General features: G+C 46.9%; 19 protein-coding genes and 1 riboswitch. Of the genes, 9 read left to right on the top strand and 10 right to left on the bottom strand.

Annotated elements, in window-relative coordinates; all coding sequences use genetic code 11:
- Window positions 1-21 precede the first annotated feature (21 nt).
- The 4 genes from JAO78_RS02975 (at window position 22) to JAO78_RS02960 (ending at window position 4,404) form a co-directional block, all read left to right on the top strand.
- Window positions 22-984, top strand: coding sequence for a magnesium transporter CorA family protein (locus tag JAO78_RS02975; RefSeq protein ID WP_226749856.1), 963 nt, complete (start codon window positions 22-24; stop codon window positions 982-984).
- Window positions 985-996: 12 nt separating this feature from the next.
- Window positions 997-2,346 carry a magnesium transporter gene (gene mgtE, locus JAO78_RS02970; RefSeq protein WP_226749855.1) on the top strand — a complete coding sequence of 450 codons (1,350 nt, stop codon included), beginning with the start codon at window positions 997-999 and terminating at the stop codon, window positions 2,344-2,346.
- 88 nt (window positions 2,347-2,434) lie between these two features.
- Window positions 2,435-3,352: a 30S ribosomal protein S6--L-glutamate ligase gene (gene rimK, locus JAO78_RS02965; protein WP_226749854.1), complete on the top strand. Its 918-nt coding sequence runs from the start codon at window positions 2,435-2,437 to the stop codon at window positions 3,350-3,352.
- Entirely contained in the window at window positions 3,352-4,404 is a 1,053-nt protein-coding gene (locus JAO78_RS02960) for a succinylglutamate desuccinylase/aspartoacylase family protein (RefSeq protein ID WP_226749853.1), read from the top strand. Before rimK ends, JAO78_RS02960 begins: the two co-directional genes overlap by 1 nt.
- Window positions 4,405-4,450: 46 nt before the next feature.
- Here the strand turns inward: JAO78_RS02960 and JAO78_RS02955 are convergent, their stop codons facing one another.
- From JAO78_RS02955 to JAO78_RS02940, 4 genes are all read right to left on the bottom strand, one after another.
- Window positions 4,451-5,149 (bottom strand): DUF2884 family protein, encoded by a 699-nt coding sequence (locus JAO78_RS02955; protein ID WP_226749852.1) that lies wholly within the window; start codon window positions 5,147-5,149, stop codon window positions 4,451-4,453.
- Window positions 5,150-5,314: 165 nt separating this feature from the next.
- Window positions 5,315-6,964 carry a flagellar assembly protein A gene (locus tag JAO78_RS02950; protein WP_226749851.1) on the bottom strand — a complete coding sequence of 550 codons (1,650 nt, stop codon included), beginning with the start codon at window positions 6,962-6,964 and terminating at the stop codon, window positions 5,315-5,317.
- 108 nt (window positions 6,965-7,072) lie between these two features.
- On the bottom strand, window positions 7,073-7,408 hold the full coding sequence (locus JAO78_RS02945) for a hypothetical protein (RefSeq protein ID WP_226749850.1): 336 nt from the start codon (window positions 7,406-7,408) through the stop codon (window positions 7,073-7,075).
- Between the two features lie 58 nt (window positions 7,409-7,466).
- Entirely contained in the window at window positions 7,467-8,132 is a 666-nt protein-coding gene (locus JAO78_RS02940) for a DUF2982 domain-containing protein (protein WP_226749849.1), read from the bottom strand.
- A gap of 220 nt (window positions 8,133-8,352) precedes the next feature.
- On the opposite strand from JAO78_RS02940, the gene JAO78_RS02935 reads away from it, so the two are divergent.
- Window positions 8,353-9,408 carry an efflux RND transporter periplasmic adaptor subunit gene (locus JAO78_RS02935; protein ID WP_226749848.1) on the top strand — a complete coding sequence of 352 codons (1,056 nt, stop codon included), beginning with the start codon at window positions 8,353-8,355 and terminating at the stop codon, window positions 9,406-9,408.
- 2 nt (window positions 9,409-9,410) lie between these two features.
- A complete protein-coding gene (locus JAO78_RS02930) occupies window positions 9,411-12,536 on the top strand; it encodes an efflux RND transporter permease subunit (protein WP_226749847.1) in 3,126 nt (1,041 codons plus the stop codon).
- A gap of 254 nt (window positions 12,537-12,790) precedes the next feature.
- Here JAO78_RS02930 and JAO78_RS02925 read toward each other — a convergent pair whose 3' ends face one another.
- The 3 genes from JAO78_RS02925 to JAO78_RS02915 all read right to left on the bottom strand — a co-directional run bounded on the left by JAO78_RS02925 (window position 12,791) and on the right by JAO78_RS02915 (window position 15,618).
- Window positions 12,791-13,849 carry an alpha/beta hydrolase family protein gene (locus JAO78_RS02925; protein ID WP_226749846.1) on the bottom strand — a complete coding sequence of 353 codons (1,059 nt, stop codon included), beginning with the start codon at window positions 13,847-13,849 and terminating at the stop codon, window positions 12,791-12,793.
- An 88-nt stretch (window positions 13,850-13,937) separates the two neighbouring features.
- A complete protein-coding gene (locus JAO78_RS02920; protein WP_226749845.1) occupies window positions 13,938-14,648 on the bottom strand; it encodes an SDR family NAD(P)-dependent oxidoreductase in 711 nt (236 codons plus the stop codon).
- Window positions 14,641-15,618 (bottom strand): NAD(P)/FAD-dependent oxidoreductase, encoded by a 978-nt coding sequence (locus JAO78_RS02915; RefSeq protein ID WP_226749844.1) that lies wholly within the window; start codon window positions 15,616-15,618, stop codon window positions 14,641-14,643. Before JAO78_RS02915 ends, JAO78_RS02920 begins: the two co-directional genes overlap by 8 nt.
- Before the next feature lie 86 nt (window positions 15,619-15,704).
- Between JAO78_RS02915 and msrA the strand changes: the two genes are divergently transcribed.
- Entirely contained in the window at window positions 15,705-16,238 is a 534-nt protein-coding gene (gene msrA, locus JAO78_RS02910; protein ID WP_226749843.1) for a peptide-methionine (S)-S-oxide reductase MsrA, read from the top strand.
- 87 nt (window positions 16,239-16,325) lie between these two features.
- Here msrA and JAO78_RS02905 read toward each other — a convergent pair whose 3' ends face one another.
- Both JAO78_RS02905 and JAO78_RS02900 read right to left on the bottom strand, forming a co-directional pair.
- Window positions 16,326-18,098, bottom strand: a complete 1,773-nt coding sequence (locus tag JAO78_RS02905) for a TonB-dependent receptor domain-containing protein (RefSeq protein WP_226749842.1) — start codon at window positions 18,096-18,098, stop codon at window positions 16,326-16,328.
- Window positions 18,099-18,134: 36 nt separating this feature from the next.
- Window positions 18,135-18,339, bottom strand: a riboswitch (cobalamin riboswitch).
- A gap of 71 nt (window positions 18,340-18,410) precedes the next feature.
- A complete protein-coding gene (locus tag JAO78_RS02900) occupies window positions 18,411-18,893 on the bottom strand; it encodes a YajQ family cyclic di-GMP-binding protein (RefSeq protein ID WP_226749841.1) in 483 nt (160 codons plus the stop codon).
- Window positions 18,894-18,976: 83 nt separating this feature from the next.
- Between JAO78_RS02900 and JAO78_RS02895 the strand changes: the two genes are divergently transcribed.
- Both JAO78_RS02895 and JAO78_RS02890 read left to right on the top strand, forming a co-directional pair.
- Window positions 18,977-19,348 carry a VanZ family protein gene (locus JAO78_RS02895; protein ID WP_226749840.1) on the top strand — a complete coding sequence of 124 codons (372 nt, stop codon included), beginning with the start codon at window positions 18,977-18,979 and terminating at the stop codon, window positions 19,346-19,348.
- Window positions 19,324-20,214, top strand: a complete 891-nt coding sequence (locus JAO78_RS02890) for a ketopantoate reductase family protein (protein ID WP_226749839.1) — start codon at window positions 19,324-19,326, stop codon at window positions 20,212-20,214. Before JAO78_RS02895 ends, JAO78_RS02890 begins: the two co-directional genes overlap by 25 nt.
- Here the strand turns inward: JAO78_RS02890 and thiI are convergent.
- Entirely contained in the window at window positions 20,211-21,668 is a 1,458-nt protein-coding gene (thiI, locus tag JAO78_RS02885; RefSeq protein WP_226749838.1) for a tRNA uracil 4-sulfurtransferase ThiI, read from the bottom strand. The two genes, JAO78_RS02890 and thiI, sit on opposite strands and share 4 nt — an antisense overlap.
- Window positions 21,669-21,704 lie beyond the last annotated feature (36 nt).

Below are 21,704 nucleotides of genomic sequence, written 5' to 3'. Positions count from 1 at the left end.
CAAAAACCAATAAGGTCCTGCATGATTACATTATATTTTTTTGATCACGAATCGACTACTTGGCAACAACGAAAGTTAAAAGCCTTATCTGATGGCTTTCAATTTACCAGCCCGATCTGGATCGATTTATCTGAGGCGAGTAGTGAAGAAGAGCTGCATGTCATGCAGAAATTGGCGATTGCGCCGACCATGTTAGAAGATTTTACACGTCAGCGTCACCCGCCTAAGTTTGAAGCCCAAGACGACTTTTCTTTACTAATTTTAAGGGGTTATGCCGATCCCGACTTTAGTGAGTTGACCGAAAGCGCACAGGTTAATGTGTTATTTTCTCGCGATATTCTGATCAGTAAAATTCAATGTCACGATCCTTTACTCGCCAGCCAATTACAACCGCAATTAGCAGAGAAAAAAAATGCCACCGTCAGCGATTGGGTTAAGCAAGTTATCCTTGCCGTATCGGCCAGCTACTTAGGAAAGCTGCTGATTTTTGAGGACGAATTAAGTGAGCTCGAAGATGTTATGCTGCAAAAAGGTGACGATGAACTGATGTCGACCATGATGCGCTACCGATCGGTATTACGCAAAGTCAGTCGCAACTTGGCTTACCAAAAAGATATTTTTGCCGAAGCCAGTTACGAAGAACTGCATCCAATGAGTAAAATGTTTCTTAGCACCGATGTGCGTGACTTTTATGAGAAATTTGAACGACTGCACTCCATGACCGACATGTATTATGATCAGCTAAGCGATTTAGTGGATGGTTATATGTCGACAACGTCGCATCAAATTAACGAACGCATGAAAGTATTAACCATGGTCAGCACGATTTTTATTCCCTTAACCTTTATTGCCGGCATTTATGGGATGAATTTTGCTAATATGCCAGAATTAATGTACAAAAATGGTTATTTTATTGCTTTAATCGTGATGTTTTTTGTCGGGCTGGGTAGTCTAATCTGGTTTAAGTTCAAGAATTGGTGGTAACAAGGAGTCTGTATGGTAGAGAGCCAACATCTTGATATTGAAGAAATTGTCCGTGACAGTTTCGATGAAGACGAATTAAATCAGCTGCTGACTCGGTTAACTGAATTAGAACCGTCTGAGCTGGCATTAGCGTTAGAGTCTATGCCGCTAGAGCAGCGGTTAAACTGTTGGCTAGGCTTAGCGGCAGAAGATCAAGTTAGTGCCTTAACCCATATGCGGGTCGATGCGCGAGAGAACATTTTCAAACAACTCGATGATCAACAACTGCGTACCCTCGTTGAGGAAATGGAAGTTGATGATTTACTTGAGTTATTGGAAGAATTGCCCCCTCGCCTTTACGATTACGCCTGCTCACGCCTGGACGCCAGTCAACGCCGTTGGCTTGAGATCGCTTTAACCTATGATGAAGATCAGTGTGGTCGTTATGCCGATCATGACTTACTGATCTTAAATAAAAATGCGCGTGTGCGTGATGCCATTCGGCTGTTTCAAAGTCTGCCAGAAGACGCTGAATACCAAGAAACCTTATTTGTGATTGACCGCACCGGCCGCTATGCCGGACAAGTCTCCGCTAGTCGCTTGCTGGGTCGCGGTAGCCATTTGCCGATTGAAAGCTTTATTGATGATGAGGCCCCGGTCGTTGATGGCCAGTTAGATTTAGACCAAGGCTCAGATATGGTCTCTCGCTCTGGGTATACCGCTCTAGCGGTCGTCTCTGCCGAGGGTAAATTATTGGGCCGCTTATCTATTGGTGAAGCATTAGAAAATGTGAGGCGCAGCTTAGAAAGCCAATTCATGCACACCGCCGGTTTAGATGAAGAAGAAGATTTATTTGCACCGGTCTTCATTAGTGCCAAACGCCGCGCGGTGTGGCTCGGTATTAATTTACTTACCGCATTTTTAGCTGCTTGGACTATCGGTTTATTTGAGGCGACATTACAAGAAGTGGTCGCCTTAGCCGTGCTGATGCCTATTGTCGCCAGTATGGGCGGCATTGCGGGCAGTCAAACGCTTACGCTGATGATCCGCGGTTTGGCGCTAGAACAAATTACTGAACAAACCTATGTTGCGCTGTTGCGCAAAGAGATTGGTGTTGCGGCATTAAATGGCTTGCTTTGGTCAATCGTCATCGCGGTGATCACCTTCTTTTGGTTTGGTAGTTGGCTGATTGGCGGCATCATTGGTGTGGCGATTATTATTAATATTATTATTGCGGCCATCTGCGGTGTCTTTATTCCTCGCTGGTTAGATAAACTGGAAATTGATCCGGCCTTATCGGGTTCAGTTATTTTGACCACCGTGACCGATGTCGTCGGTTTTTTTGCATTCCTGGGGCTGGGTTCGCTATTTTTACTGGCATAATAGCTTGCCTAATTCCTGACAATCGACCGATTGTCAGCCCCCTGGTGTTTAGTGTCTGCGCCAACCTGGCGAGCAGGCAGGAGCCTTTATGAAGATAGCGATTTTGTCGCGTAACGCTGAGCTGTATTCCACCAAACGATTGGTAGAAGCCGCTACTCACGCTGGCCATGAGGTCAGAGTGCTCGACCCGTTAATGTGTTATATGAACATTAACCGCAGTAATTCCTCGATTCACTACAAAGGTGATGTGCTCGAGCGCTTTGACGCGGTTATCCCACGCATTGGTGCTTCAATTACCTTTTATGGCACCGCAGTACTGCGCCAATTTGAGATGATGGGCGTGTACTCGCTAAATGAATCAGTCGCCATCGGTCGCGCTCGCGATAAATTACGCTCATTACAATTATTAGCACGCCAAGGTATTGGTTTACCGATCACGGGCTTTGCGGATAAGCCCGGTGATATTCCCGATTTAATTGATATGGTCGGCGGAGCCCCGCTGGTCATTAAACTGTTAGAGGGTACCCAAGGTATTGGCGTGGTGTTAGCCGAAACCCGCACCGCGGCAGAAAGCGTGATTGATGCCTTTATGGGCTTAAATGCGCATATCCTGGTACAAGAATACATTCGCGAAGCGAACGGTGCCGATATACGCTGTTTCGTGGTGGGCGATAAAATCGTGGCCTCGATGAAACGCCAAGCTAAAGCCGGCGAGTTTCGTTCAAACTTACATCGCGGCGGCAGTGCCACTAAGATCACCCTTACGCCAGAAGAGCGTAAAACCGCCTTGGCGGCAGCGCAAACCATGGGTTTAGATGTAGCGGGTGTTGATTTACTGCGCTCTAATCATGGTCCAGTGGTCATGGAAGTCAATAGCTCACCGGGGTTAGAAGGCATCGAAACCACCACCGAAAAAGATGTCGCCGGCATGATCATTCGCTATCTAGAGAAAAAGGTTGCAAGCCATCAAAGCAAAAAACCATTAAAAACCAAAGGCACCGGCTAATGAGTACAACTCGTCCCCCTTTTATGCTGGCTAATACCTATATCGCTGCAGGTGAACGCGCGGTTGTGGATATTCCTTTTGGTAAGCTTTATACCCACACAGAACTGAATATCGGCGCGCATGTGGTGCATGGCCGCCAAGATGGGCCAGTGTTGTTAATCACGGCGGCCCTGCATGGTGATGAAATAAACGGGGTCGAGATCTGTCGACGTTTGCTTAAACTGCCAAGGTTAAGTCGACTCAAAGGCACCTTAATCGTCGTGCCAATCGTCAACACCTATGGCTTTGTGCAGCAATCACGTTACCTGCCCGATCGGCGCGATCTTAATCGCAGTTTCCCTGGCAGCGAAAAAGGCTCGCTGGGTAGCCGCATGGCATTCCAATTTACCAATCAAGTGTTGTCAAAGTGCAGCCATGCAATCGATTTGCACACGGGGGCCATCCATCGGGCAAACCTGCCACAAGTTCGCGCCAGCGCCAAAGATAAAATGGCGCTGCGCATGGCAGAGAGCTTTAACGCACCGATTATCGTCAAAGCCGCTACACGTGATGGCACCATGCGCGGCACGGCCAATAATATGGGCATTCCCATTTTGTTATATGAAGCGGGTGAAGCACTGCGCTTCGACGAGCAATCGATTAAAATCGGCGTGCGTGGCATTGTTAACGTGATGCAAGATCTCGGTATGCTGAGTCGCTTAAAACGCGGCAAAAAAACAGACTCACTGTTTACTAAAAAAAGTAGCTGGGTGAGAGCTGAGCACGATGGTATCGCCCGCTACTATGTCAGCCTAGGACAAACGGTACAGCAAGGTGATTTACTGGCTCATATATACTCACCCTACTCTGATTTTGAAGTAGCTATTCACGCCACCTTAGCGGGAGTGGTAATTGGCCGCAATAACTTACCGCTAGTCAATGAAGGTGAGGCATTGTTTCATATTGCCGAAGTCAGCTCATTGGAAGAAGCGGAAAAGACGCTGGATGCAATCAGTGATGAAGTCGATAACTCGATGCCGGTATCGCTGCAAGATGAGTACGGCGTGGTATAAGCGCCATGACAGCGCCAGAGGTAAATAGTCCGTCTAAAGCACACAGCTATTCGGGCTTTTCAACCACCACATCAAACTGCGCAAGGCTGGCAATACGCTTTTGCAGTTTTGATTCAATATGGTCCAGCTCGCGCATGCGTTGGCAAAACAAGGCTGATTTCGCTTCAAGCTCGACCATTTTTTCGTCCATACCCAAGGTGATCTTTTCCATCAATTGATTCACAGACTGCCAATCTTGAGTTTCCGCCCGCTCAAAGTTGTTATCTGATTGACGTAACGCATCGCGCAATGCGCCCCACACAGCACCGACAGTGCGCCGCGCTAGGCTGGTTAACTGCGGTTTGAGTTCACGATTAAGAAAGTTGTCTAACTCGTTCAAGCTTTGCGGCGCCAGATAAAAGTGGTCCCCACTGCGTACAAAACGCGATAAAAATTGAAAGGTAGTTTCACGGATCAGCGCGCGCCACTCGTCTTGCTGAGATTGACTACCCACGCCAGCTAACATGGCTTCGATACTGGATAACCCCACTTCAACACCATCGACGGCTAAGCTGACAATCTCAGGCACGAACTTACGTAAACCTTCGGCATATTGCTGCAGTAAGCGCTGTTCTTCTTCACTGAGTGTTTGCAACTCACCGCGCACAAACAATTGCTGATCATGATTGATTTGCACATGCGTACGATTGTTTTGCATCATTCGAATATGCTCAGGCGAGATTAATACGCCATAACGAAATGCCATATTACAATTGGCTGCAGCCGGAAAACAAAATAATAACAGCAAAACGAAAAGTAAAGGCACCGCAAAAGCTCAGTTATTGAATTGATGTATAGCATAGAAAAAAAACAGACAATTTACACGACCTAATAACGCAAAGTAGCTCCAGCTGGTCGCATTGCAGCTATGTTACAAAGGTTCAATCAGCGGACGCCCCTCACTGATCTTAATTCGAGAAGGGCTATGCTCACGTCGGGTACGCACACTCTGTGGTCCAAACTGCACTTCAACGGCAGAAAATAACTGCTGCGTAACCTTAATTTCTAATGTTTGCAAAATGTTTTGGCGCTGCTCTTCAAGAGCTTTTACTTCAGTGATCAAGGCTTTAACCAACTCTCGTTGTTGCTGAAAATCCAATTCAAACATTTGTAATTGCGGATCACCTTTACCGGCGGACGCTTTACGCAGTTGCTCAATTTGTGCTTTGCACTCTTCAAGCTCATGTCGACTCAATACTAACTGCTCTCGAAGTAAACGTTGTTGTTCCAATAAAGGCGTAATTAAACGGTTCAATTGGATCATCACCGGACTATTCGACGGCGAGCCGAGCTGACCGCAGCTAAGACCATTTGCCAGCAGATAATGCCCCCCGACAATTTTGCCGTTAATTTTATCCTCACTACCTGCCAATACTGTTTTAGCTTCGACCTTGCAGTGCATTAAGTATTTACTGGCGAAGAGTGCCCCCTGACAATTTAATTCAGAGTACTGTGCTAACGCGCAATGAATATCGCCTTTAGCTTTAACAACCGTTGTAAAATGCTGATCGCCTTCGCTGATTTGATGACCAATAATAGAACCATCAATCACCACATCACCACCGGCTTCGATCAATTCTCCTTCAACAACACCTTTGATATAAACATTGCCACCTGCCAGCACTTTCATTCCAGCAGAAACGTTACCGGTGATCACCACTGATCCTTTAAAAATGATATGACCAGATCCTAAATCGACTTGTGAAGTATTAAAAACGTCATCTACGGTCGCACCATGTTCAATTGAGCGAGGTAAGCCATCTTGTTTTGCCAGCAATAGGTTGGGGTCATTGCTACTTAGCGCTACGCCACTGCCAAATTGCCACTCGATAACCTTACCAGGTTCAGCCGGCATTTTTTCTCCGGTCACCGTATAGCCCGCCTCACCTAGCGTGGGGGGTAAGCGGCGCATCAAAGGATCGCCGGCAACAACAGAAGGGACACTACCAAAATCACGCAAGTCCACTTTATGAATTGAATCGACCTGTGGTCGCTTACGTCTTACCACCATGTCAGGAATTAATGGGTCAAAACGGGAATCCAAACCATTCTTAGCCAGTCTGCCGGTAGCAATTTCTGCCTGTAGCTGAACACCAGGCTCAGCCTGACTGCTGGTTTGGATTAATTGTATAATCTGTTCTTTTTGAAAGCCAAAGACAATACCAGCCTCTTGCGCCGCTTTTACCAATGCATTGGCAGCCAATGGCGCGCCGCCATAAGCCGCAGTAACGGTCGCTATAGCTGACATTTTGTCTTCAGATAATTGAAAGCTCACTGTTGCTGGGCGTTTTTCAGCAACTGGATAAACCAGCTCTTCACTATTTTCAGGCAAAGTCTGTTTTTCTACTTGTTTACACAAGGGAGCGTATTCGGCTAGCAAGGCGTCGATTTGTGCTTGCAGCACAAAACAACGGCCATAACCTGCGTCTATTAATGCTTTGCGGATCAGTTCAGCACTGATAGCAGTAGCAGACACCGGCACTTTTATTATTATTTTAAGTTTGTGCTCAGTAAATTGCATAAGTAACCCGTTATCTCAGGTTAAAGGTAAAGCAAAAGGAACCATGACACGCTCTAACAATAACATTAACCCTGGATAAAGCAGGGTTTCAGGGTGTAATGGAGCGCTTTAGATATAATTATCCTGGTGTAAACGAATAAACATATCGGTGTCTTTTTTGGTGTAATCAACTTTATATTCTTTGTTATTTAACGCTTGAATAAACAACAATGTTTTTGTTTCACCAAATACATCAACACTGGAAACATCAACCAACTCCATGTACTGCTCTTTAGCTTCTAAGCGACTGTCTGGCACTTCATCTTCAAACACCTTAACGCCATGACGAGTGACGATCAGCGTTGGGTTGTTATCATCATTGATGATAATCAAATCCAACTTCTTGTTTTTATGAATAATGGTGTTACGGCCACTCACCAAAAATGCTTTGTCATAACTGCTCATTTTAACCCTGCCAGCTAACTTTATATGGTTGTATTATTATACACCACGGCACAAGTGTCTAGTTATCATCAGGATGCAGTTGTTGCAGTCGTAACCGATTAATATCCTGACACCATTTGCGCACAGTAGCAGGTTCTGCATTAACAGGCACTAACAATTCAAAGCCACAAGCCGCCGTAATACGCTGCATGCGTTGGGCAAAAATCGCTTTAACACCATCATAATGCTGCTTGCTAGTAGTAAAATGATCTTTTTCACGCAGTAACTCAGTCGCGCACTGGCCAATACTACAACTTTGTTTGATGGCTTCTAAAAAAATAGGCCGTTGCTCAGTCATAATTTTCACGGCTAAACGTAACGGCAGTTTTGCTAACACCGCATCGTAATCTGTTACTTTAAAACCAATAAATGCCAAATCTTCGCCGCTAATACTTGGCACAGCACTGTAACTAAAGGCTTGCCATGGCAACAGCCAGCTGCCGGCACGATGATGATAATGCACGCCCAGTTCATCACAATCGATACTGTATTTGGGCTCTGCTAATTTTGCCCAAGCAATAAAAATCCCCATAAAACTGGCTATATACGCCACCGCTAGCAACCAATTAAATTGTTCCGCCAATAATAAGGTATAGATAAAAAGCACAAACAATGTGCCAATACTTAGCAGCAACAGTTTGGCTCCGCCACTGCTGGCTGAACCAGCAAGCGATAATTTGCTCATTATGCTCTCCCCTTTCCCGTATTCTTTGCTTTATAGTCTGCCAGTGTTTGTTTGGTTTAAGCCAGCTAAAACTATATTTCAGCCACAATAACGGTTGAGATTTTCCGAAACATCGTTCTGATACGACCAAGTGTAGTCAGATTGCGATAATAGGGAATCTGACCGGTCGATAATTCCATACAATAGCCAAGATGATTTTTCTTAACGTTCCGGAGTTCCCTTGGCGCAATTACATTCACGATTAATATGGTTCATTTTGTTAGCATTACTGTGTTTTGTTGGCTTTTTGTTCTGGCAATCCGGACAAGTTCAAGACAGCGGACGTGGACCTAGCGGCGCGGTTTCGGTTAAAACGGCCCAGGTTGAAAGACATGAAATGAGTCGCGAAGTCGGCGCCATAGGCACCGGTATTGCCAACAACTCCATTCAACTCATTGCGCCAAGTAGCGAATTCTTAATAGAACTCAACGTCAGTGAAGGCAAAAAAGTTAATAAAGGCGAAATCATTGCCAAACTCAGTGACATTCAGCAAAAAGCCCGTGTGGCGGAGTTAAAAGCCGTGTTAGTAGAACAATCTCGGCAGTTGGATCGTTTGAAGAACTTAGCCAAAACCCAAGCCACCGCCCAATCGATGCTGGATGAACAACAAAGCCGCGTAAACAGCACACAAGCGCAACTGGACATCGCCAGCAAGCAGCTGAACGATATGACCATCCGTGCGCCTTTCAGCGGTTTTTTAGGTTTACGCCAAGTTAGCCAAGGGGCTTACATCAATGCTGGCACTGTGATTACTAGCCTTGATGATATGCAAACGCTACGCGTGCAATTTAGTGTTGCAGAACGCTATCTTTCAGAAGTGGCTCTTGGTATGCCCTTAACTGTGACTAACGTAGCTTATCAGGACGAAACCTTCAGCGGCAAAGTCTCGGCCATTGATACGCGTTTAGATCCGGTCACGCGCTCGGTAACCGTGCATGGTGAAATTGACAACGCAAGCTTAAAACTGCGCCCAGGGATGTTATTGTCTGTACGTTTGCAACTTGAAAACCGTGAAGTACTGCGTATTTCTGAAAAAGCCTTAGTACCCCAGCAAAACCGGCAATATGTCTATGTGGTCGATGCGGATAACAAATTGATGCAAAAAGAAATCGAAATTGGCCAACGCATTCCAGGTTGGGTAGAGATCTTGTCTGGGTTACGAGAAGGCGATGAAGTGATTGTTGAAGGCGTACAAAAGGTTCGCAACGGCATTACCATCAATAAAGTTGGAGGTTAAGGATGTGGTTATCAGATACCTCCGTTAAGCGACCGGTTTTTGCCACCGTTATTAACATCTTGTTAGTGATTTTCGGTATCGTTTGCTTCAGCATGCTGCCGCTGCGCGAATACCCTGATATCGACTCACCGGTAGTCAGCATCAATACCAATTACCCGGGTGCTTCTGCTGAAATTGTTGAAAGTAAGATCACGCAGTTGCTTGAAGATCGCATCAGCGGTGTTGAGGGCATCAAAAATATAAACTCCAGTAGCCGCAATGGCCGCTCAAGTATCACCATTGAATTTAACGTTGAACGTGATATTGATGCCGCCGCAAATGATGTGCGTGAGCGCGTGTCTCGGGCACTGAACAACCTTCCAGATCAAGCTGATCCACCAGAAGTATTCAAAGCAAACTCAGACGAAGATACCATTGCCTGGTTTGTCTTAAACAGCGAAAACATGACCACGCTGGAATTAACTGATTATGCTAACCGTTATATTGCTGAGCGTTTTTCAGTGGTAGATGGCGTGGCCCGTTTGCAATTCGGTGGCTCACGCGATTACGCCATGCGTATCTGGTTAGACCGCGATGCAATGGCGGCGCGTGGTGTCACCGTGCAAGATGTTGAATCTATTTTACGTGCTGAAAACGTCGAATTACCCGCCGGTAATATCAAATCTTTTGACCGTGATTTTACTGTGCGCGTGGTGCGCTCTTTCCGCTCGCAACAAGATTTTGAACGCTTAGTAGTCAAACGCGGTGCCAATAATTACTTAGTGCGTTTATCAGAAATTGCCGATGTTAGCTTGGCCGCTGAAGATGAAGAAGGTGAATTTCGCAGCGACGGTAAAAACATTCTCGGTATCGGCATTATTAAACAATCTAAAGCTAATACCCTGGAAGTGGTTCGCAATGCCCGCGCGGAAATGGAAAAGATTAAAGTCAATCTCCCGGCAGGCATGACCATTGAGCCAGGCTATGATTCTTCAGTGTTTATCTCGGAGTCTATTAAAGAAGTATACAACACCTTAGGTATTGCCATGGGTATGGTTATATTAGTGATATTCCTGTTCTTGGGTAATATCCGTGCCACCTTTATCCCAGCGATTACCGTCCCGGTTGCCCTAGTTTCGGCCGTTACCGTGCTCTATGCATTAGATTTTTCAATTAACTTGCTGACCTTGCTAGCCATGGTACTGTCTATTGGCTTAGTCGTTGATGACTCTATCGTCGTTTTAGAAAATATTTATCGGCGGATTGAGCAAGGTGAAGCGCCGTTACTGGCAGCCTATCGAGGTGCGCGCGAAGTTGGCTTTGCTGTGGTGGCAACCACGCTAGTATTGATCTCGGTGTTTGTACCACTTGTCTTTATGCAAGGTGAGCTAGGTAAACTCTTTACCGAGTTTGCGTTGGCGGTGGCCGCGGCAGTGGCCTTTTCCAGTGTGGTCGCACTCACCTTATCACCGATGCTTTGCAGCAAAATATTGTCGCATCGCAAACGTGAAAGTAGATTTGGCACTTGGTTACACAAGGCATTTGCCAAGCTAGAAAGCGCCTACCAACGTCAACTTGCCGTAGTGTGCACCAAGCGTTGGCCGGTTTTGGTGGTGGTCACGTTATGTTTTGTCGCCAGTGTGCAATTAGTCAGAATGCTGCCAAGCGAGCTCGCGCCGCAAGAAGATCGCGGTACTTTCTTCGTGATGATGAGCCCCGCCGAAGGGGCAAGTTATCAAAGCAACAGCCGCAATATGCGCTTAATTGAAGATATTTTAACGCCTTACTATGAGGATGGGCAGCTGACTCGGATGCTATTGCGCGTCCCTGGTTGGGGTAACAGCGGTGGTATCGCCATTGTTGGTACTGAAAACTGGTATAACGGCAAACGCAAGACACAAGATTTACTAACGGAAATAGGCAGCAAAGTAAACGAACTGCCTGACGTGCGAGCCTTTACGTTTATGCGTAGTGGCTTAGGCGGCGGTGGCGGCGGTAATCGTCCAATACAGTTCGTTATTCAAGGCAATACCTATGAAGAGCTAGCGCAATGGCGTGACATTATTCTGGCTAAAGCCGCTGAAAACCCGAACTTACTCATGCTGGATCACGATTATAAAGAAACCGTACCGCAGATCTTAGTTGATATCGACATCGATCGCGCCGGTGATTTAGGCGTGTCGGTAGGTGCCATTGGCCGCTCACTGGAAGCGATGCTCGGTGGCCGCCGCGTCACCACCTTCTTAGACCGTGGACGTGAATACGATGTGATTATCGAAGGTTTAGATGATGACTTCCGCGCGCCAACTAAAATCAGTAACGTTTATATTCGCTCGGATCGTAGCAACGAGTTAATTCCTTTAGATAACTTAGTGACGCTGCGTGAAGAAGCCACAGCTTCCAGCCTAAACCGTTACAACCGGATGAGGTCGATTACCATCACCGGTAGTATGGCGGATGGTTATAGCTTGGGCGAAGCACTGGAGTATCTGCAAAATATCGTCAAAACGGATATCAATGACACTGTGGGTGTTGACTATAAAGGCGAGTCGTTACTCTTTCAAGAAAGTGGCCGCTCTACGGCGCTGGTTTTCGTGCTAGCACTGGTTATCACTTATTTGGTATTAGCCGCACAATTTGAAAGCTTTATACACCCTCTGGTGATCATGGTTACCGTGCCTCTTGGCTTAGTCGGAGCCTTGTCAGGCCTTTACTTTGCCGGCATGACGCTGAACATCTACAGCCAAATTGGTTTAGTGATGCTGATCGGTTTAGTGGCGAAGAACGGTATTTTGATTGTGGAATTTGCTAACCAACTACGCGATGCCGGAGTAGCATTTGAAGATTCGGTAAAACGTGCCGCAGCGCAACGTTTGCGCCCAATCGTGATGACTGCCTTTACTACGGTAATGAGTAGCTTACCGCTGGTATTGGCAACCGGCCCTGGCTCTGAAAGCCGCATGGTTATCGGTATGGTGATATTAGCCGGCGTTGCCTTAGCAACCTTATTAACCATCTATGTGGTACCGGTGGTCTATATTGCTATTGCACGCAATACAGGTTCACCACGCTCGATTAGTCGTAAGCTAGAAGAACTCGAATTAGCTGCACCTGATGAGCATGCCGCTGACGAGGTAGTGCCAAAATAAGGCCTAACTGCAGCTGATTGATCACAAACGGGAGCTTAAGGCTCCCGTTTTTATTGGCTGAATGGCTTACTTAACATGTCGCGTTCATCCGTTAACTTGGTCGCGCCATGTATTGAACAGCAGGGTTAAAACAGCATTGTCAGCCGGTTATTCCTGTGTCCGTTGTGCGATAGAAAGAGCTGAAACATGAAGGGATAATTGTATTGAAATATCATTAAGCCGCGTAAAACCACGCGGCCTTCGCTAGCAACGCCTTAGCGTAGCGCAACACTATCCGAACGTATAAAGTTTGCTAACACGGGTTGATGCTGCTGCGCCCATTGCCGTAATTCACGATCATCGCCGCTAGTAATTTGCGCGATAAACGCGCTTGATAGCGCTTGTGTAGCCGCTTTAATCACTTGCTGCTGAGGCACAGAGTCTCCACTACGACGCCAATTGGTAAAAATATTATGACTGCCGGCACTGAACACCGCCAATACTTTGTATTGACTGCCAATAGCGTAATACAGCTCAAGCCGATCTTGTGGTGCAGAGTAAAAACCCGGCACAGTGATTTCATCTTCGGTAGTGGTGATGTGCAGCGTTGGGATCCTAACATCAGATAGTACCTGAGACAGCGGCTGTTTATTGTAAAAAGGCGGGGCTGAAATCAAAATGGCCGCCGTGATCCGTCCATCCTTTAGGCTGACCAAACGGCCATTTTGCTTAACCTGTGCTCCACTTAATAGCATAGCGGTGTTAGCACCATAAGAATGTCCAGCCATCACAATATGCTGCGGATCAAACTGCCCGGCATACTCTGAGGCTAAAATGTGATCTAAAGCGAATTTCACATCCTCAACCCGAGCCAGTGCTTCAGTATCATCGGCCGCATCCATTAAACGAAAGGGTAATAATAAACGGCTACCTCGCCAAACTTTGCGGTCGCTGCCAACATGCTGTAAGTGTAAACTTGCAAAACCCTGACTGGCCCAATATTGCCCCAGATAAGCATAACGCTCTTTGGAGCCGCCTAAACCATGTGAGAACACGATTAAGGCTTTCGCCTGTTGTGCTGCAGCCGGTTTGAACAATAATGCTGGTACACTGCGTTCTCGAGCCGAGTCCAGCCATTCAAAGCTGATTTGTTCAACATCACGCGACAAATTTTCAGCAACAATCAGTGCTTGTTGTACTGAGGGTAAACTCAACTGTTGCTGCCAAGCCACATTGTTGATCGGCTGTTTTTGTGAACAGGCCGTTAGCGTTAAGAGTAAGAGTCCAAGGCAACTGCCCAGTGTTAAGGCTTGATGCTTGCTGAAAAAACGCATAGGGATCCTCTTGCTTGAAATGATGATAAGTTCAGCTAAAGACTGTCATAGTTCAGACAAGCGACATGGCGCATAAAAAACCTAAGCTCTAATAAGGTAGCGCTTGCCCATCCCAATTGAGTAATTGACCGGATTGCTCTGGGTTTAAGCCCGCGATAACCGGCAATAAACGCTCCGCGGTGGCATGCGCGCTTTGTAACTGCCCTTCAGGTAAATTTCGCTGAAATGGCGCAGATAGCGCCGTATCCGTGGTGCCGGGATGTAAACTAACTAAACTGGCCGTTTTGTTATAACGCGCCAATTCAATACTGGTTGTTTTCACCAACATATTCAGCGCCGCCTTGCTCATCCGATAGCTGTACCAGCCCCCTAACTGATTATCCGTAATACTGCCCACTTTGGCACTGAGCACGGCTAACTTGATATTCGGCAGTTTTTGGATAAAAGGAAACAAAGCCTGTAAATACAGTGCCGGACTCATAATATTAGCCTGAAAACTTTGCTGCATCGCTAGAGCGCTCAGTTGCCGGATGGTTTTCTCTGGCTGCATACTATCGCCGTGCAACCAACCTTGACATAACACGATAGCCGTAACCGGTTGACTAAAAATAGTCGTCAATACCGATGCCGTCTCAGGCGCATCGGCCTGCGGCAGTGTATACCACGCCAGATTTGCTACTTTTTCAGTTAGCGGTTGTCGGCTGATTGCCGACACTTGCTTGCCTTGTGCCAGTAACTGGTCAACAAAAGCACGGCCAATACCGCCGCTTGCACCAATAATGAGCCAATGTTCAACCATGCTGGATCCTCTGAGCTAATTCATAACCACTTAGCCAGGCATTTTCAACCCGACCACCACGTGTCCAATCGCCCGCTAACCATAAACCTGGCGCTATTGCATCTTGGAAATTACTATCTGGCATCTGCTGTTGCTGGGCATACAGCCACCGATGACATAACGCACTATTGACTGAAATACTGTCATTAGCCAAGCCTAAAATTTCGCATAAGGCATGCTGAGCTTGTTGCTGCCAAAAAACAGCATCTTGCTCTAAATGCTGTTGGCTAAACTCAGGCGTAAAATGCACCAGCCAATTTTCAGTCACAGAGCGCCCGGGCTTACTGTTTTGCCGACTGATCCAACTGACACCCAATGCCTGATCCTTAACAAAAATACCACCGGCGGCATGCTGCGTAGCCTTACTTAGTTGTAAACTCACGGCCCAGCAAGGTTGTAATAAATCGGTGGGTAACGTCACCGCTAATGGCGGAGGTAATAATGTGGCAGCTTGTGCCGGCGGGATCGCCAGTATTACCTGAGCAAAGGGCCCAAACTGCTCCGCGTGCTCGTTTTGAATAAACCAGCCCTCTGCCGTATTTGTTATGGTGCTGACACGGCAGTTAAAGTGGCATTCTAGGGTGTCGGCCATCACGCGTAGTGGGCTGTGCATCGCCGGCGTACCAATGAAGCGTTGCTCAGCATCGGGGGAAGCTGCTAATTGCCCAGCACGATATTGATACATGGGTGCTAACCAACGATTGACCACACCTTGCTTTAACCACTGTGCAACTTGCTGCTGAAATAAGGGTTGCCGCGCCGTAAAATATTGGGCGCCGAGATCTAAATAGCCTTCGGCACTGCGCTTACTGCTCATGCGGCCACCGGCGCCGCGCGCTTTATCGAATACCGCAACCTGTTGTCCCGCTTGTTGCAGCGCAAAGGCACAACTTAACCCGGCCATTCCGGCACCAATTACTGCCAACGTCATTATTACTCCGGCGTGTTATAATCTATTAAGTTTTACATTACGTATTAGCCGACAGGCACGATCAACGGTTGATGCAAGGAGAAGAGATGAGTACACAGATTGCCACGTTCGGCGCAGGCTGCTTTTGGTGTTTAGAAGCAGCGTTAAATGAAGTCTCCGGTGTACACGCGGCCATCAGTGGTTACATGGGAGGTCATACCCTCAATCCTGATTATCAAAGCATCTGCACCGGTGAAACCGGCCACGCGGAAGTGGTACAAGTGAGTTATGACGATAGCCAGATCAGTTTTAAACAGCTATGCCAACTGTTTTTTAGTTTACATAACCCTACCCAACTTAACCGCCAAGGCAATGATGTCGGCACTCAGTACCGCAGCGTTATTTTTAGCCATAACGCGGAGCAAGCAGCCGAAGCCGCGGCGATAATAAGCGAGCTTGAACAACAACAGCTATTTGAACAACCCATTGTGACTGAGATCAGCCCGGCCAGTGTGTTTTATCCAGCAGAAAGTTATCATCAAGGTTATTATTTGCAAAACCCACAGCAAGGCTACTGTCATTGGGTCATTTCACCGAAAATGTCGAAATTTCGCAGCCAATTTCAGCACCTGTTAAAATAAATCCAGCGCTGACTGCAGCCTAGTGATAACAACTTAGGTAGCAAATGCAGCGCTGGTTTTTTTCTTTAGCGTTTAATCACTAGGCGTTTAAGGCAATTTATATTGCAGGCTTAAACCAAAGTTTACGCCGGCAGTTTCATAACCCGAACTGGTTTGATAATGTTTATCAAACAGGTTATCCACCTTAGCACTTAACGATAAAGCTGGGGATAATGCAAAGCTACCGCCCACGCCAAACACAGTAAAGCCCCCTAGATATGGGCTACTGGCATACTCACCTTGATAGGTATCGCTTTGGTAATCCGCCGTCACAAATCCCGATAACTGCTGCCATTGTTGCGTCAAGCGCCAATTCACATTGTGCTCAGGTCGGCGGGCTAACCGTTGCCCAGTCAAGGTATTTTCAGTGTCCAACCAGCTATAACTGATTGTTTGCTCTACAGAATCCCAACGCAGATCAACACTGAGTTCCACGCCAGAAATTTTGGCACGTTCAATGTTTTGTGGTGTGTAGGTCGCAAAATCAAACTGGATCAGATTATCAACATCTTGCTTAAACCAGGCTAACTGCAACGTCGCAGCGGCTAACTGATAACTCAGTGCAATTTCATTCGACAACGTTTTTTCTGGTTGTAAATCGGGATTGGCACTACCAGGATAATACAAGTCGTTAAAGGTCGGCGTTTTAAAAGCCGAACCCCGGCTCAGTCTGAGCTGCATCGCATCACTGAGATCAACACCTGCAGCTAATTGCCAAGTCGTGTTACCACCGTATTGGTCGGTAAGGTCGCGGCGCACTGCCCCGTCTAAACGCAAGCCTTGCGCAGCAAATTGTAAACCGGCAAAGGCGGCACGATTTAGGCGATTATCCTTTACATAGGCTACGCCTGAGCGTGCTACGCTCTCTTGATACCAGTTCACGCCCGCTAAACCCGATAGGCTATCTGTCAATGCGGTGGCTGCTTGATAGTTAAATTCATCGCGTTCAGTCACATATGGGCTTTGCGAAACAGGCCCGTAAGTCGTGTCATCATCCAGCGTACGGCTGAATTGTGCTTGATGTTGCCATGATCCTTGCTGATGTTCCCAGCCCAACAAATAACTGCGGTTTAACGTTTCAGCTTGATCTTCACTGCCCCAGGCCGTATCAAACTGATAAAAACCGGAGTTAACATCCACCTGACCACGCCAAAGACCCAATCCTGTTTGATAAGCTGCCACCAGTTTAGCAAAACGTTGTTGGTAACCATCCCGATCGTTATCTAAATCGTTACGCACATTAAAACCATCGGCCCGGCTATACCCAGCAGTAGCACTCAAAGTCAGATCACCCTGTTGTTGACTGGCATTAATGCTAGCACCAGCCTGCCCATAACTGCCAACATCCGCAGTTAATTCCACGCCGCTGGCTTGACGAGTGGTAATAGCAATTACTCCAGCTAAGGCGTCAGCACCATACCATGCCGCTCGAGGGCCACGGATCACTTCTATTCGTTCAATTAACGCTAAGGGCAACATCGATAAGGTTTTATAACCCAAGGTGGCGGAGCCACTGCGCACGCCGTCAATCAATACGAGCGTATGGCCATTATTCCCGCCACGCAAATACAAACCGCTATTTTGGCCACGGCCACCGTCACGAGAAATAGTAATACCGGGTAATTGCGCTAATAAAGCAGGTAAATCACTGGCTTGACGAGCCTCAATATCTGCACGATCTAGCACAGAAACACTGGCTAACACTTCGGAAGTGGCTACAGGGATGCGATTAGCGTAAACACTAATATGTTCGACCGCGTCAGTCGCGGATACAGCAGTAGGCACGGCTGACAACAGCAGCGCCCAAGAAGGTTTAAACATAGATACTCCAGCAATGTGCCCACCGCACATTTCTTTGGTTTGAAGGACTTTTAGGCCGGTCTCCGGGCTAACAACCTGCTGACGCGAGTATTTCGCCTTCCCATCTTGCGACAGTGGCGGATGAAATACTTTAAGTTGCTTACCGTTGCGGGGGCAGCTCTGGTTTTACACCAGATTCCCGTTTAACTTGGTCGATGACATTAAAAAGCAGCGACCAAGCACCTAAAAAAGCGGCGGCTCTATCAAGAGCCGCCGCAAGTTTACGCTGAATCAGCGCCAAGTCAATAGACTTCTAGAAGTCTTAACTACAAATCAATCGCGAAAGTTGGTAAATTGAAAAGCTTGCTCTAATTCAGCTGCACGCACCGCCGCAATCGCTTCTTGTAAATCATCGCGCTTTTTACCAGTAACGCGCACTTGATCGCCTTGAATAGCGGCTTGCACTTTTAACTTATTGTCTTTAATTAATTTAACCAACTTTTTCGCCATATCCGTTTCGATACCTTGGCGCAGCGATAAGGCTAAACTGTAGGTTTTACCCGAGTGCACCACATCGCCTTCTTTAAAAGAGCGCACATCTAGATTGCGTTTCACCGCTTTGGCAAAAAAGATTTCGAGCATTTGCTGTAACTGAAACTCTGCCTCAGCCACCATGTTAATTTGTTTATCTTTGAGGGTAAATTCAGCATTTACGCCGCGAAAATCAAAACGCGTTTGTAATTCACGGTTAGCATTATCAACCGCATTTAGTACCTCTTGCTGGTCAACTTCAGAAACTATATCAAAAGCGGGCATCTTGCTCTCCTATCTCGGTCTATGCTGGTGATTATAACCAGAAAACTGCTACAATCCGAGCCCCATTTATCGGAGGTGAGAACGTGCCGCAATCGTTTTATCGCTTTTTGTTTTTATTATGTTTGCTGTTAGCCACTTTTGGCTTTATGGCCGAGATTAACGGCCACAAGCTTGCTGGCGAGTTGTCTTTTTTTAAAATTGAAAATCTCGATAAAGTGGCCCATTTTGGTATTTTCTTTGTACTCAGTGGCTTAATTTGGAAAGGCTTTCGCGCAGTGTTTTGGAAAATCCTACTTTTAATGGCAATCTATGGCGCCTTAATTGAAGTGATACAAGAAAACTATACGCGACGCACGGGCGATTTTTGGGATTGGGTAGCTGATATGGCTGGGGTTTTAACCTTTTTCGTTGTGCGTAAACTGTGGCATTTATGGCGACCACGCAGCAAGCGTTAAACTGGACCGTCGTTGGCCAAGGCGCTATTGGCCTGCTTGCTGCCTGTCGGTGGCAACAGGCTGATACGCCAGTACGTTTGTGGTTGCGTCAACCTAAATCGTTAAGCGTGCGCTTTTTGGCGCTAGATCACACCGAGCAACAATGCCATTTTCAAGCGGCAGTCTCCCCCATCCATGCCTTGTTTTTACCGGTAAAAGCCTATGCCGTTACCGAAGCCTTAGCCCAACTACAACCGCATCTCACTGACAACGCCCAAATTGTCGTTTCCCATAATGGTATGCCAGACCTTGCAGCATTACGGCAATTTGCACGAGCTAAACAAGGGATCTGGTTTTTAACGACTAGCCATGGAGCCTTACGACAAACGGAGCAGATCCACCATACCGGCCAAGGTAAAAGTATGCTCAGCCCACTGAATGAGGCAACGAGTGCACATCGCAAAGCCGTTTTCATGGCTTTAAATCAGGCCTTAGGCCCGTTAACCGTCACCGAGAATAGCATAGCGGCTTTATGGCAAAAGCTGGCGATTAATGCGGCTATTAACCCGCTCACCGCAGTGTTAAATTGTAAAAATGGTGCTTTAGCGGCGGCAGAGCATCAACCTCAATTACAGCAAATTGTCAGTGAAGTCTGTCAGCTGGCCTCGCTTGAACAAGTTGATTTGCCGTTTACGGCAACCTTTGCGCAAGTGCAACAGGTGATCACCGCGACGGCCAATAACTATTCATCAATGCAGCAAGATTATTACCATGGCCGCCCCACCGAGCTTAGCGTGATCACTGGCTTTATTGTCGCCACGGCGGCAAAACATCAGCTAGCGGTTCCGGCCAATCAAGCACTATGGCAAGCGCTGCAAGATACTTAAGGCCGATACACTGCAACATTGTTAAATCCCATCTCTTGCAGCAATAAAGCCTGTAAACGACTCATCACGCCACGTTCACAATAACAGTAATATTGCTGTTGCTGATCTAATTGTGCAAATGCCGTAGCTAAACGGTAAAACGGGATGGTCAGTACCTGATGCTGCTGTAATTGCAATGGCCGCGCGTCGACTTCGTCGTGACTGCGAATATCTAACACGATCGCGTTAGCCGGTAATATCGCTTCGGTAGCGATAACACCCGCTTGTTGTTCTGCTTGATATTCAACGGTCCGAATATCGAGGATTTTAGCTTGCTCAATAGCTTGATTTATCCTGCGCGGATCGAGCAGTGCTTCGGCTGTGATGACTTCGCTGAGGATGGCATTCACTGTCGGATTTTGTGAAATCACGCCACAATATTCCGGCATACTTCCCGCCAACTCGGCCACACCAATTTGTCGTGCTAAATCCACAATATCTTGTTTGTCATGATAAATAAGCGGCCGCAAAACTAAGCTGGGGCTCGCTTGATCGATCACGGCTAAGTTAGCCAGCGTTTGACTCGCGACCTGGCCAATACTTTCACCGGTAACCACCGCCGAGATCCCAAGCTTTTCAGCCATAGCGCTGGCCACCTGCATCATCAAGCGTTTTAAAACAACCCCCATTAAACCCGTGGGCACATGCTCCAAAATATCTGCCACAACGGGGGCAAAGTCGACACTGACAAACTTCACCCGATGCGAGGCTGCATAGGTTTTCCATAGATAAAAGGCGATTTCGCGCACACCGTTCTCATGCGCTGCACCGCCTAAATTAAAGAACAGATAATGGGTACGTAAACCCTTGCGGATCATTAGATAACTGGCAACAGCCGAATCAAAACCGCCTGAGATCAACGACAAGGCATCCGATTGCGATGGGATCGGTAAGCCGCCCATGCCTGTGAAGCTTTCGGTGACCAGTAAAAATTGCTGCTGTTTAATCTCTAGTTTAATCTCTAAATCAGGCTGCTTTAATTGCACTCTTGCGCTATTGACTAATTGGTTTAAACCGCCACCAATATAACGCTCGGCGTCGAGTGAACTAAATTCATGTTCACCTTGGCGTCTCACCCTGACACAAAAGCTTTTATTAATAATTTGAGACTGATAAACCGCCGCAACTTGCTGAAAAAGATCGGCTAAATCAGTGAACTGCCGCGTTTGCATCTGAGCAAAGGTAACAATACCGGGAATACATTTTAAACGTGTAATTAATTCTTGGCGCCAAGCGGTTGTCTGGTATTGGCTAGTGACCGTTAGATGGTCAAAATAACCGGTAACTTTCACTTTATGCGGCAGATGTTTTAGTAAGGTTCTGAGATTCTGCTCCACCAGCAACGTTTGACGCTTGCGCACCGACTTACTTTTGATGGCGATTTCAGGATGCAACTTAATAATAAATTCGAGCATGATGGGCGCATTTAGCTAACAATGTTGCGCATTATA

This window comes from Alishewanella maricola, from assembly GCF_016343785.1.
GTDB lineage: Bacteria > Pseudomonadota > Gammaproteobacteria > Enterobacterales > Alteromonadaceae > Alishewanella > Alishewanella maricola.
This window is presented reverse-complemented; position numbering and strand designations above follow the sequence as displayed.

Excerpts from the sequence above, each read along its gene's own strand:
- rimK (WP_226749854.1), top strand. The coding sequence starts at position 2,435 with ATGAAGATAGCGATTTTGTCGCGTAACGCTGAGCTGTATTCCACCAAA.
- JAO78_RS02905 (WP_226749842.1), bottom strand. The coding sequence starts at position 18,098 with ATGTTTAAACCTTCTTGGGCGCTGCTGTTGTCAGCCGTGCCTACTGCT.
- msrA (WP_226749843.1), top strand. The coding sequence starts at position 15,705 with ATGAGTACACAGATTGCCACGTTCGGCGCAGGCTGCTTTTGGTGTTTA.
- JAO78_RS02925 (WP_226749846.1), bottom strand. The coding sequence starts at position 13,849 with ATGCGTTTTTTCAGCAAGCATCAAGCCTTAACACTGGGCAGTTGCCTT.
- thiI (WP_226749838.1), bottom strand. The coding sequence starts at position 21,668 with ATGCTCGAATTTATTATTAAGTTGCATCCTGAAATCGCCATCAAAAGT.
- JAO78_RS02900 (WP_226749841.1), bottom strand. The coding sequence starts at position 18,893 with ATGCCCGCTTTTGATATAGTTTCTGAAGTTGACCAGCAAGAGGTACTA.
- JAO78_RS02955 (WP_226749852.1), bottom strand. The coding sequence starts at position 5,149 with ATGGCATTTCGTTATGGCGTATTAATCTCGCCTGAGCATATTCGAATG.
- JAO78_RS02950 (WP_226749851.1), bottom strand. The coding sequence starts at position 6,964 with ATGCAATTTACTGAGCACAAACTTAAAATAATAATAAAAGTGCCGGTG.
- JAO78_RS02960 (WP_226749853.1), top strand. The coding sequence starts at position 3,352 with ATGAGTACAACTCGTCCCCCTTTTATGCTGGCTAATACCTATATCGCT.
- JAO78_RS02940 (WP_226749849.1), bottom strand. The coding sequence starts at position 8,132 with ATGAGCAAATTATCGCTTGCTGGTTCAGCCAGCAGTGGCGGAGCCAAA.
- JAO78_RS02975 (WP_226749856.1), top strand. The coding sequence starts at position 22 with ATGATTACATTATATTTTTTTGATCACGAATCGACTACTTGGCAACAA.
- JAO78_RS02945 (WP_226749850.1), bottom strand. The coding sequence starts at position 7,408 with ATGAGCAGTTATGACAAAGCATTTTTGGTGAGTGGCCGTAACACCATT.
- JAO78_RS02920 (WP_226749845.1), bottom strand. The coding sequence starts at position 14,648 with ATGGTTGAACATTGGCTCATTATTGGTGCAAGCGGCGGTATTGGCCGT.
- JAO78_RS02915 (WP_226749844.1), bottom strand. The coding sequence starts at position 15,618 with ATGACGTTGGCAGTAATTGGTGCCGGAATGGCCGGGTTAAGTTGTGCC.
- JAO78_RS02890 (WP_226749839.1), top strand. The coding sequence starts at position 19,324 with ATGGCGACCACGCAGCAAGCGTTAAACTGGACCGTCGTTGGCCAAGGC.
- JAO78_RS02930 (WP_226749847.1), top strand. The coding sequence starts at position 9,411 with ATGTGGTTATCAGATACCTCCGTTAAGCGACCGGTTTTTGCCACCGTT.
- mgtE (WP_226749855.1), top strand. The coding sequence starts at position 997 with ATGGTAGAGAGCCAACATCTTGATATTGAAGAAATTGTCCGTGACAGT.